The sequence below is a fragment of the Candidatus Hydrogenedens sp. genome, assembly GCA_035361075.1.
Lineage (GTDB): Bacteria > Hydrogenedentota > Hydrogenedentia > Hydrogenedentales > Hydrogenedentaceae > Hydrogenedens.
Genome location: DAOSBX010000007.1, coordinates 50,795 through 63,113 on the forward strand (window position 1 = coordinate 50,795; position 12,319 = coordinate 63,113).

The 12,319-nt window shown below is 33.9% G+C and carries 10 protein-coding genes; 8 read left to right on the plus strand and 2 right to left on the minus strand.

From position 1 onward, the window contains the following. Positions 1-11: 11 nt before the first annotated feature. Positions 12-1,649 carry an adenylate/guanylate cyclase domain-containing protein gene (locus tag PLJ10_03595; GenBank protein HOK08726.1) on the plus strand — a complete coding sequence of 546 codons (1,638 nt, stop codon included), beginning with the start codon at positions 12-14 and terminating at the stop codon, positions 1,647-1,649. Between the two features lie 32 nt (positions 1,650-1,681). Here the strand turns inward: PLJ10_03595 and PLJ10_03600 are convergent, their stop codons facing one another. Beyond that, positions 1,682-2,284: a hypothetical protein gene (locus PLJ10_03600; protein HOK08727.1), complete on the minus strand. Its 603-nt coding sequence runs from the start codon at positions 2,282-2,284 to the stop codon at positions 1,682-1,684. 107 nt (positions 2,285-2,391) lie between these two features. On the opposite strand from PLJ10_03600, the gene PLJ10_03605 reads away from it, so the two are divergent. From PLJ10_03605 to PLJ10_03625, 5 genes are all read left to right on the plus strand, one after another. Further along, the gene (locus tag PLJ10_03605) at positions 2,392-3,423 is read left to right on the plus strand and encodes a hypothetical protein (GenBank protein ID HOK08728.1); all 1,032 of its coding nucleotides are present in this window, start codon (positions 2,392-2,394) and stop codon (positions 3,421-3,423) included. A gap of 21 nt (positions 3,424-3,444) precedes the next feature. After that, positions 3,445-4,440 carry a TonB C-terminal domain-containing protein gene (locus tag PLJ10_03610; GenBank protein HOK08729.1) on the plus strand — a complete coding sequence of 332 codons (996 nt, stop codon included), beginning with the start codon at positions 3,445-3,447 and terminating at the stop codon, positions 4,438-4,440. A gap of 11 nt (positions 4,441-4,451) precedes the next feature. Beyond that, the gene (locus PLJ10_03615) at positions 4,452-5,066 is read left to right on the plus strand and encodes a MotA/TolQ/ExbB proton channel family protein (GenBank protein HOK08730.1); all 615 of its coding nucleotides are present in this window, start codon (positions 4,452-4,454) and stop codon (positions 5,064-5,066) included. A gap of 57 nt (positions 5,067-5,123) precedes the next feature. Then, complete coding sequence (locus PLJ10_03620) at positions 5,124-5,276, plus strand: DUF5989 family protein (protein HOK08731.1); 153 nt, start codon at positions 5,124-5,126, stop codon at positions 5,274-5,276. A gap of 72 nt (positions 5,277-5,348) precedes the next feature. After that, a complete protein-coding gene (locus tag PLJ10_03625) occupies positions 5,349-9,131 on the plus strand; it encodes a tetratricopeptide repeat protein (GenBank protein ID HOK08732.1) in 3,783 nt (1,260 codons plus the stop codon). Between the two features lie 7 nt (positions 9,132-9,138). On the opposite strand, the gene PLJ10_03630 is transcribed toward PLJ10_03625, so the two are convergent. After that, on the minus strand, positions 9,139-10,329 hold the full coding sequence (locus PLJ10_03630; protein HOK08733.1) for an aminotransferase class I/II-fold pyridoxal phosphate-dependent enzyme: 1,191 nt from the start codon (positions 10,327-10,329) through the stop codon (positions 9,139-9,141). Between the two features lie 30 nt (positions 10,330-10,359). On the opposite strand from PLJ10_03630, the gene PLJ10_03635 reads away from it, so the two are divergent. Together PLJ10_03635 and PLJ10_03640 are read left to right on the plus strand one after the other, a co-directional pair. Next, positions 10,360-11,307, plus strand: coding sequence for a lysylphosphatidylglycerol synthase domain-containing protein (locus PLJ10_03635; GenBank protein ID HOK08734.1), 948 nt, complete (start codon positions 10,360-10,362; stop codon positions 11,305-11,307). After that, a complete protein-coding gene (locus tag PLJ10_03640) occupies positions 11,282-12,295 on the plus strand; it encodes a radical SAM protein (protein ID HOK08735.1) in 1,014 nt (337 codons plus the stop codon). The genes PLJ10_03635 and PLJ10_03640 overlap by 26 nt, the downstream gene beginning before the upstream one ends. Positions 12,296-12,319: the final 24 nt, after the last annotated feature.

Below are 12,319 nucleotides of genomic sequence, written 5' to 3' on the forward strand. Positions count from 1 at the left end.
ATAATTTAGCTTTGCCGCAACTGGTTATTGAGCAACCGGGAATATCTATTCAGACGGTGCCAATTGGAGACAAGGACATTGTTCTTGGCAGGTCGAGTGAGTGTGATATTGTGTTAAGTGCAGGGGAAATATCACGTCACCATGCAAAAATTGTTGTGAGAGATGCTAACTATGTGCTTGTAGATTTAAAAAGTTTAAATGGTACATATCTAAATGGACAGCGGATTACAGAGCACATATTGAAACATATGGATGAAATATGGTTAGGTAGTCAATGTCGAATTATTTTTAGAGATGACACACAATATGGGAAAACGTGGAAAGAAGATACTATCAATGATACAAAGGAAGAGATAATTCATCATGTAGAGCATATTCGAGAACAGATAGAAGAAGTGGAAAGTACACTGTTTCAAATTAATAAAGAAAAGGAGGAAGATAGTCAAGCTTTAGATACAGCATATACACCTATTGTTGATATTAAGAAATTAGGTCGTGCCTATCGTCGTTTAGATGTGCTTTACAAAGCGACACAAATAATGGGTTCAGCTGCAGATTTAGATACAAAGTTGGCTCAAGTACTGGACTTAGTTATAGAAGTTCTTTCTGCAGATAGAGGTTTTATCCTGCTTAAAGATGAATCTGGGAAGTCATTAGTAACCAAAGTAGCACGAGCGATGGAAAATGGATTAGAAGCCTCATCTCCGAGTATGGGTATTGCAGGTAAAGCGGCAATTGATGGAGAGCCTGTACTTATGATTGACAGGTTAGCCAACCCAGAGTTTGGAAATCGAGAAAGTGTTATTATGCGTAAGATTACAAGTGCTATGTGTGTTCCGTTGAAAATTGAAAATCGAATTTTAGGTTCTATTTACATAGATTCTATCCAAAAAAGAGCCTTTTTTGATGATGAAGATTTAGAACTCTTCTTCTCTTTGAGCAATCAGATTGCTCTTGCCATAGAAAATGCTCAGCTTAACCAAAAAATGATTGAAGAAGAGAAAAGGCGTGAAAATTTTAGAAGATTTTTGCCAGATGTGATTGTTGAAGAAATTCTTAAAGCGGGTTCTAATATACAATTGGGAGGTGATAAGAAAAGAGTAACTACTATGTTTTGTGATATACGAGGTTCATCGAAGTTGGCTGAGAGTGTTTCTCCGCAGGAGTTAGTAGCTTTACTCAATGAACATTTCACCGCTATAACCGAGATTGTTTTTGCATGGCATGGCACATTAGATAAATATATTGGTGATGAAATAATGGCGGTTTTTGGTGCACCTATTTCTACTGGAGATGATGCATATGCGGCTGTTTGTGCTGCGTTGAATATCCTTAAGACCAATGAGGAATTAAATGTAATCCGAATTTCAGAGGGTAAACCTGCTTTCCAACTCGGTATAGGAATAGAAACTGGAGATGTTATTGCAGGATTTATTGGTTCTCCTAAAAGGATGGAATATACAGTTGTAGGGGATAGGGTCAATATTGCAAAGAGATTGTGTGATATGGCAAATCCCGGAAGTATTGTTGTTGGGAATGAAACATGGTTAGAATTAAAAGATAGGGTTAGAGGAGTCCCTATCGGAACATTCAAGGTAAAGAACAAAGAGCAATTTATTGTTGCCTACGAGATAAAAGAACTTTTATAACTCTAATTTTTAAGATATCAGTATTTAATAACTTAAATTTCTGATTCTGTTAAAAAATACTTCCAGATAATCAAAGATAAGCAAATAATTCCTATAGTTATTATAAATATATGTAGTCCCCAAATTTTTAATAGTGTCGTATTTTGCACCTCTGTTTCTATTTCGGAGTGAGTGGGTTCTTGTAAGAGGTGTGGCGGAAGGGTTGTGTTATAAATATTATGAGCCATTTCTATTGCTTGAAGTGCTTGTTGATATAGTGAGTTTTTAATCACCTTTTTACCATTTTTTGTATCAATTAGGGTATACCCATTTTTTCTCCAGCCTTCTTCTAAACGTTTTCTTCGTAATACAGGAGCCTCATAGGATATTTCAATACGATGTCCCATTTCCCGTCGATGTATTTGAGGTGTATCCCATGGAGTATCGATAACAATTTCTACAGATTTTCCAGTTAATTCTGGGAGGGTAGATTCTTTGAGCCATTGATTTTGAATAATAATAGCACCGTAAAATTGTGTTTGCTCTTTTGAAGTTTTAATAAGAAATGTGGGAACATCCTCAGGGATTTCTCCGTAAAATGTTACTACTCCGCTGATTATATTTATAATAGTCATATATGTTATTAGTAAATTCATGGATATAAAAACCGTATCGCCTTTTTATTCTTTTTCGTTATATGATATATGATTGTATGATATTCTATTAAACTATTTATGTTCTATAAAATAATCCAGAAATGAATATGAAACAATTAAAATCTTTATTTTTATTTACAATCTTTATAGGTTTGATTATAAGTTATTTCTCATGCAAATCTACATCTGCAAGAGAAAAGCCGATAAATAACACAACAAATGATGACGTAATAACATTAAATGAATCTCTTAGTGAGATACTAAAAGAGTCTGCTTTGTTAAATGTAGTTATACGTCGTTTAGGTACTGAACAGCCTATTTCAATTTCTATATTAAATGGTTCAGAGACGCGTTGGGTAAAAATTGAAAAACCTGCAAAGGAAATTCCAGAGTTAATTTCACAAATCGCAAATGTTACAAATATGTCTATACAAAATAGTAACAATTATTTCTTTTTATATCCCGCGGAACAAACTATCTATGAAAATATGACAGCCCTATCTATGGAAGGGTTACCTAATAAGTACGACACAATTATCGTATCTGCTGCATTTGGAACTGGCACACAATTATTCAATGTCTTTAATAGTCTTAATTTTACTTATGGATGTAATATTGTTGCTGATAATAGTATTGCTGAATTGCCGTCGGGTGAGATTGTAATATCTAACTTGCCACTTTCTGTTGCCTTAGAAATGATACTAAAAAGTGCCAGAATTGTCCCACAAAACTTAAAATATTGTGCCACAGATAATTTTATATTTTATTATTCTATATTAAATAATCGCAAAAATGATTTGGAAAATTGTAAGGCTTTTGAGAATGAAACCAAAAATCCTTTATTAGAAAAAGAAGTCCTTATTTCTCTTCCTAAGCCAGTAACATTAAACAATAGAATATCATTACCTTTTTATTATGGAGCAGAACCGTTATCAAAGGTTGTATCCGTGATTGCCAATCAAACAGGTTTGTCCATAGAAATAATGCCAGGTACAGAGATGCTTCCTGTAAATCCGTGTTATTTAAATAAACTGAAATTAAAAACGGCTCTTGACTTAATTACATTTCAATGGTTAGACAAAACATATATATATACTATCAAAGACGAAACAATAGTTTTTATGAAATCGGGACAATAAAGTTAAAAAGAATGTCTCTCGATGATTATAAGGGTTACTTCAATTTCAGTGGATAAAAAATCGTTGTACTTACGTCGTATGAGTTTTTATATTGTGACTTCAATAGCAATGCATTTTCTTTTTTTGTCATTATTGATGAAACTTCCTGTTCGTTCTCAAGTCGCATTATTTCCAGAAAAGACACAACCCATTGTAGTTAAATTTATAAATCAAGAACAACAAAAATCAATTAAGAAACTTGTGGAAGTATCTCAACCTTCCGAAGAGAAACCTCAAAATACAGAAAATATTGCTGAAGTAAATACAGTTGCATCAGGTCTCGAGGTAAAACAAGGAGATAAACCAGGCCCTCTTTTAAACGAGAAGTCGGATTATGAAACATTAGGTTCAGAATCTAAAAAAATGCAAGTTGCAAATGTAATTCCTAAAAAAGATTTATCTCAAACAATAACGTCAGAAAATATAACAGATAAAAAAGGTGTTTCAGCAAAAAAAATATTAAAGGGAAATAATGATAGTCCTAAGGTAGTGATGGAAGAAAAAAGTAGTCCCTTTAAACCAAAAGATACGGATTCAGAAAATAAGACAGGTGCCAAACAAGTACAGGAGGATACAGAAAATCCATCAGATTTATTAAAATCTTTTTCTAAGAAACCCCAAGGTAAAATATATAATCAAGTAAAAAAAGAGGGAATCCTTGGTTTTGAAGCTCTCCAAGACCAATTAGCACCCTATTTAAGGCAGATTCAAAAGAAGGTAGAACAATACTGGATTCATTTTTTGCTTACTCGTTATTCAGGAACAAAATCTACAGAAGTTATTATCGATTGCGAGATAAATTCAGAAGGTAAAATTGTTAAAATAGAAGTGGTCGGGCAACCTGATGACCCATTTTATACGGCAATTTGTAAAGAAGCTTTGCAAAAGGCTTCACCGTTTTCTCCATTTTCATTTCAGGTGCCAGATATATATCAGAATAAAAACTTGCAAATACGTTGGACTTTCCGTTTTATGTAAGGAGTTTAATGATGAATTGGTGGAATATGTTGTATCAAGGTGGATGGGTTATGATACCTTTAGGGTTATGTTCAATTCTTTCATTGGCTATTATTTGTGAACGGTTTTTTGCATTGCGTAAGTTAAAAGTTATTCCTTCACATCTTGTTCAGTCGTTATCTTATGTACATACAGAAAAGGATTTGGAGACTATTCGATTAACTTCTCAAAAGTCTTCGTCGCCATTAGGTGCGCTTATTAATGAAATTATAAACATGAAGAACGAACCTAAAGAAGTTTTGATTGAACATATTCATATTTTAGGTAGGACGCAAATAACCAATCTTGAGCGGGGGCTAACACTCTTGCAGGTAATTGCAGTGATTAGTCCTCTTTTGGGACTGTTGGGAACTGTTTTAGGGATGGTTGATATATTTAATGTAATTACAGTAGGAGGGCTTGGAAATGCTCAAATGCTTGCACAAGGTATTTCCAAAGCCTTAATTACAACAGTAGTGGGACTTATTATTGCTATTCCATCATTGATGGCTTATCATTTGTATATACGTAGGGTAGAAGAAATTGGCATTGAGTTACAAGAAATAGTTATTCCTTTCTTAACACGGGTAAAGAATATAGTGCAGTAATGAGAACTTATTTTTTGTATAATATTAACTAATAATACTCTTATGGAGGCATTGTTCATGAAAGAATTGATTAAAGAATTCTGGGATTTTATGAAAGTTCGTAAGAAATATTGGCTTGCCCCGATTATCATTACACTACTTTTATTGGCTGCATTATTTATATTTGCTGGAAATGCAGGCGTGATTTCCCCGTTTATTTATGCATTATAATTTTTTTTGGGAAGTCATGTTCTTTCATAAAAGTAGAGGTTGTTCTTTTCCGTTTTAAGGTAATTATAAGCAATGACCAAGGTTTTTAATGTTCGGTTTGTTTTATTTTGTATTCTTTTACTTGCGGTATTTCTAAGGGTTTGGTATTTGTATGAGATTTATCGCTATGCACCTGATTATTCAGCATTACAACAAGACCCAGAAGTTCAGGATTATTTTGCACGGGCTATTTTGACAGGTGATTGGAGTGTTCCTGAAGGTGTAACTGACCCTGAAATGCGAACAACTCCTTTTTTTCGTCCTCCAGGGCATGGTTATTTTTTAAGTTTCCTATATCGATTTATTTCCGATAGCTACATGACTCCCCGAATTATCAACGCTATTGCGGGAATATTGACAGTCTTATTGTCCTATTATTTAGGTAAAGCGATATTTAATGAATGGGTAGGCGTAATATTTAGTTTTTTAGTCGCTACTTATGGTGTGTTTGTATATTGGGAAGGAGAGGTTAATGACCCCGCATTATTTGTCTTTTTTGTCGTGCTTATATTTTATATCCTATATCGGTGGAGTATTTATAAAAAGTGGTACTGGTGTATCTTATTAGGCTTAGTCATTGGTGCTTATGCTACCATGAGGCCAAATATTCTTTCTTTTGGTCCTTTTATAGCTTTGTGGATGGTTTGGATTACATTAAAAGAGAGAAAGTATTTTGCATTTGTTCCTTCGTGGATTGCTCTTTTCATCTTTACTTTTATTCCTATCATACCAATTACCCTTCGAAATTATGTGGCATCGGGGGAGTGGGTTCTTATTTCAACGTACTTTGGTGAAAATTTATTTATCGGCAACAATCCAGAGGCTGATGGCACAACGCCATGGAATCAATATTTGCAAAAATTGGAGGGAACAGGAAACTGGACTGCACGTGATTATGTGAATGTGGTAAAGGGATTGGGAAAAGAATTAGGAATAAAAAATTTAAAGCATGCTGATGCTTCAAAAATATTTACACAAATGGCAATAGAGTATATTAAAAATCATCCTAAGGAGACCGCAATACAGGTTTTAAAAAAAGCAATTCTTCTTTGGTGTCCTATCGAAATTACATGTAATAAAGTTGTTTATTATGAGATAAAACATTATCCCCCGTTAAAATATCTACCAACATTTCCGTGGGCAGGTGGTCTCTTTATTACAGGAACAATGCTTCTGATTTTCAATATCAAGTCTGGATTTAAAAAAAAGAAACTATCTCAACTTTTCGTTTACTCTGATGGCACATATTCTGTGGAATTATTACTCATAATCTATTTATTTATTGCAACATATTTAGGCAGTTTTCTTATGTTTTTTGTAAATGGGAGAGCACGTGTCCCTGTAATACCCCTATTTCTTTTAATAGGTGCAAACGTCATTTATTTCTTATGGCTATGCCTTAAAAATAAAAATTATTTAGTTTTGACTCGTTGGTTATCCGTTCTTTTTATAAGTTTTATTTTTATCTCTGTAAAATGGGTTCCTTTTGAGCCAGATTTGGCGAGATGGCATTATCAACGAGCCGATTCTTATTTGAGACGAGGAGAGATAGAGAAAGCGTTGGAAGAGGCACAAACTCTTATTTATATGCCGAGAAGCTTACCCTATATGCACCATCGGTTGGGCAAAGACTTATATAAAGCAGGGTATTTTAAGGAAGCGAAGGAGCAATTTGAAAAAGGCATTCGTTTAGACCCAAGTTATCAAGATATGTTCTATTATCTTGGCAAAACCTATCTCGCATTAAAAGATGATGATAAAGCGGAGAAATATTTTAGAAAATCACTGGAGCTAAATCCAGATGATGCCCGTTCACATAATGAGATAGGTGAAATTCTTGAACGTCAAGGAAATTGGAAAGAAGCACTTGCCCACTATGAAAAGGCACTAAAAATTGTTCCTGATTTCACCTATGTTTTAGATAAATACGGTAGAATACTTTCATCACAAGGACGTTCTGAAGAGGCGTTGGCTTTTTATAAAAAGGCATTAGAGACAGACCCATCATATCAAGATGTTTACTATCTTATTGGAAGGGAACTGAGAAATTTGGGGCGACTTGAAGAAGCACGAAATACCTTAGTAAAAGCGATAGAATTAAATCCCAAAGATGCAAGGGCACTTTGCGAACTGGGAAATATTCTTGCGGATGATGGTGAATGGGACACCGCAGGAGACTATTATCAACAGGCAATATCTGCAAAGCCAGACTTTGCTTATGCCTATGAACGTTTGGGGAGAATTTTGTTTGCCAAAGATAACTTGAATGAAGCAGAGAATAGCTTTAAAAAAGCCATCGAGTTAAATCCTGAATATCAGGATAGTATTTACCTTTTAGGCTGTGTGGTAAAAAAACAGGAGCGATTAAATGAAGCAGAAACATATTTCCGAAAAGCAGTGGAACTAAATGTAAGAGATGCCAGAGCATGGAATGAATTGGGTGAAATAATGGAGATAAAAAAAGACTATGAACAGGCGGTTTATTGTTATGAGAAAGCATTAGAGGCATACCCACAATTTTCCTATGTTATTGCTAAAATGGGGGCTATTTACGCTAATCAGGGGGAGTATGAAAAGTCGTTGGAAAAATTGAAATTGGCTCTAAATGTTAACCCAGATTTCCAGAACGTTTGTTACATGATAGGACAGGTATTATCTCGAATGGGAAACAAAGAAGAGGCAATAACTTATCTTGAAAAGGCGATAAAAATGAACCCTAACGATGCACGGGCTCATAGGGAATTAGCCATTTTGATACAAGATGATGACCCAGAGAAGGCTATTGAACATTTTAAGAAGGCATTAGAAATTGTTCCCGATTTCACATTGGTATTAAATAATTGGGGAAGTTTATTAGTAAAGTTAAATAAATGGGATGAAGCAGAAAAAAAGTTTTACGAGGCACTGAAAATAAGACCTAACGATGAGTTGGCATATTATAACTTGGCACAATTGGCGGAAAAACGAGGGAATACTGAGGAGGCTATCGAATTATATCAAAAAGGTATGGTAAACAGCCCCGATAATTCTTATATCCCTTATGATTTGGGAGTTTTGTATGACAGAATGGGAAGAATGAAAGAGGCTGAAGAAATGTATAATAAGGCCCTTGAAATAGACGATAAAAATCCATTGGCATATAATAATTTAGGATATCATGCTTTTTTGGCAGGTGATATGGATAAAGCAATAGAGTTTTATCAAAAGTCGTTATCTATAAAACCCGACTTGATAAATGCACTCTATAATATTGCGGAGGCTTTTTATGCAAAAGGTGAATTGGAAAAGGTAATTTCATATTTTGAAAAAGCATTGGAAAAACAACCTAAAGACCATAATCTTCATAACGCATTAGGATTTTATGCACTTCAAGTCAATATGTATGATTTGGCAGAAAAACATCTAAAAGAGGCAATAAATTTGCAATATAAATTTCCACTTGCTTGGAGAAATTTAGGCAATCTATATAAAATCCAAAAACGATATGATGAGGCAGAGAAAGCGTATAAAACAGCCATTGAAATTTATCCCAGTGACGGGGAAGGGTGGGCTGATTATGCTTTATTTAAAAAGGAAGCAGGACATTTTGAAGAAGCATTATCTCTGTTTCAAGAAGCATTGAGACGATATAAAGATAAAGAGAATATATCTAACGAGAGTATCGTGAAAGCCCTACTTGAAATCGCTGATGTGTATTTAATGCTAAACCAGAAAGAAAAAGCTAATGAGATTCTTGAGGAAGTACTAAAAATACAACCTGATAATGAAGATGTTAAAAGAATGCTAACAAAGATAGATAAAGTAGAAAAGCATTAACTTTGATTTAGGAAACAAGGCTATTCAAACAAGTACATATATACTCTACTGTTTCTTCTGATATGCCATCATAAAAAGGTAAGGCTAATAGATAAGGGTAAACACTGTTTGCATTGGGGCAGGATGAACTATCTATTAAAGGAGCCACGTTATCAATGACTTCTTCTTCAAAGGCAGTATCAATACCACGGAATAAAAGGGAACGGCATGCTTTACGTGCATTTATAGGGAGGATAATAGTAAACATGTAATAGGAAGGGGTATTGTCACTATCTACATAAGGAATGTGTATTTTATCAGAAAGTAATTTCCGATATAATTGTGCAGTTTCATTCCGATGTTCAATCCTTGATATGAGAGAGGGCAATTTTTCTATTCCAATAGCGGATTGTAATGGGTTATAAATTATATTTTCAGGTGGAACACTCTGAAACTTGCGGTATATAAATTCTATGATTTTGAAGAAGAATCGTTGAGTTCTAAAAAATAGAATAAGGTACATCAATTTTGAGTTATACAAAGTTTGTTCAAATTGGATAGATTTTGCTTTTTTCTTAATTTCTTTTAAGTCTTGCTTTAATTGTAGGTTATAATTTCTTATGTAGTTTATTAATGTCTCGTCTTGACTGACAACCATCCCGCCACCATATGTGTTAATTGGCTTTGAAATATCAAAACTAAAAAAACCGGCATATCCGAATGTTCCTACAAATTTATCCTTCACTTTGGCACCACATGCATGGGCACAATCTTCAATAACGGGGATATTGTGATAGTCCGCTATCTCACATATCTCTTTTATGAGACACGGATTTCCAAAGGTATGCAAAGCGATAATTGCTTTTGTTCTTTTTGTAATTTGTTTAGAAACAGTTTCAGGTGTAATATTAAGTGTTTTAGGGTCTATATCTGCACAAACAGGTTTTGCTCCTAATGATTCAATTATGTTAACCAGTGCTTTTAATGTAAGGGCAGGAATAATGATTTCGTCCCCATTTTGTATTTTAAGATGTTGTAATATAAGTTTTAATCCAACCCGTCCCGACGATACAGAAACGCCATTTTTTGAGCCAAGTAAATTAGCAAAATCCTCTTCCCACTTAGCAATAAGAAGTTCATTAGTTAATAATGCTTCTGGCGGATTTAGCACTTGCTTGTATTCAGCAGGTAAAATATATACCCATCGACGTGGTATCATTAAACATCCTTAATAAATAAAGTAATTTCAATGATTCATTTTAGTAAAAATAAGATACAGAATGCAGTTCACCTTTCAGGTTTTATTATTTTAGCAATTCTTACTATTGTTGGTGTATATCAACTTAAATCAGAGAATTTGCTGGAGATAAAGAATATTATAACAAGTAGATGGGGACTTTTTTTAGGGGCTTGTGGATTAAGACTTGCAGATTGGATTTTAGATTTTATGTTATGGCGTTCTGTCGTAGTCCGTGCGAGGGCGAAGTCTCCATTTGTAGAAAACCTATGGATTTATTTATCACAAGGGGCTGGAATCGTTTTGCCAGCTCAGTTAGGAAGAGTTTTGCGAGCATATGTATTGTCGAAGGCAACAAAACAACCGATAACAAAAACAGTGTCCATCGAGTTTTTTTATTTGCTTTGTGTATGTGAAGGTGCCATAGTAGTTATTTTGATTTCATTAGGGTTTTATTCAGGCTTTTTCATGATTCCTCTCGGGTTATGCTTTGTGTCTTTATTTTTGTTTCCGGTAGTATTGAAAATATCGAACTATTTGTTAAAAAAATGGAATATTTTTATTCCAGAAGAATTGTTCGATTTTCATTATGTAATTATATTAAGTGTTCTTTGTTCTATTGGCTGGGCAATAAATGGAATTATGTTTTATTTACTATTAGGTGGTAGTGAATCAGGGTTATATTTGTCTCAGGTTCAGATTATTATTTTGGGAAATATATTATTGGCAATTTGTAGCGGTATCCCTGGAGGTATAGGTATTATAGAGACGACGTTAAGCATTTCGCTTCACTGGATAAATATTCAATTGCCAGAAATAATTGTTTCTATTGGTTTGTTTCGTATAATTACATTTTGGATATGGATTCCTTTTGGTTGGTTAGCCCTGTTTAAATTGAAATTACATAAACTTGCAATGTTGGTGAACGATTCAAATGGTTCTTTTATTGAAAAATCTTAGTCGAATACATGCGATTATCTACTCTTGGGTAAAACTTAAGATATTTAAAGTTAATGCACCTCTATTTGCAGAATGGAATCTTACTTTTCGGTGTCCGTATCAATGTTTATATTGTGGTGCAAATGAATTGAAAATCAAAGAATTGGAAACAAATGAAATACTTGAAAGGCTATCTATTTTATATAAGACGGGTATTAGATGGATTACTTTTGGAGGTGGTGAGCCACTTGTTAAAAAGGACATTATGAAAATATTAGGATATGCCAAATCTTTGGGGTTTAGTGTTTATTTGAGTTCTACAGGTTCAGGAATAGAAAAGTATGATGGAATAGAACATGTCGTAGACCACATAAATCTTAGTTTTGATGGTCCAGCAGATGTACATGATGCAATTCGCGGTAAAGGCACATATGAGCGTCTTTTTCATGTTGTTAATTTCTGCAAAAGTAAAAATATCTCTATGTCCTTTTTATGTGTGATTTCAAAAATAAATATTGGGGCTATAGATTTTGTTTTAGAAAGAGCAAAGGAAATGAATGTTAAAGTAATGTTTCAGCCTGCAACTCTTCACCTTGATTCTTCGTTAAACATTAATCCGATTGCTCCAAAAAGAGAAGATTATACTCAGGTTATAAAAAAAGTAATTGACGCAAAGCGGAAAGGTTATCCTGTTCGGAACTCTTATGCAGGCTTAAAGTATTTAAGTTATTGGCCTGAACCACATAACATTTGGTGCCCTGCGGGAAGGCTTACATTTACTATTGAGCCCGATGGTTCATTGCTTTCATGTCATTTGTATGAGACAAGGAGATTGTATGGAAAAGAAAGCAATAATTTGAGTAAAAATAATGACCACTCTTTTGATAAATTATTAAAGAATTTAAAAGTTCCTCAAGGATGTGCCACATGCTGGTGTGCACCAATTGTAGAACTTGCTTTAATATGGCAACTAAATCCATCTGCTATCTGGAATGCATTATGGATGTAAATTTACTTTGTTATGATAGTGATG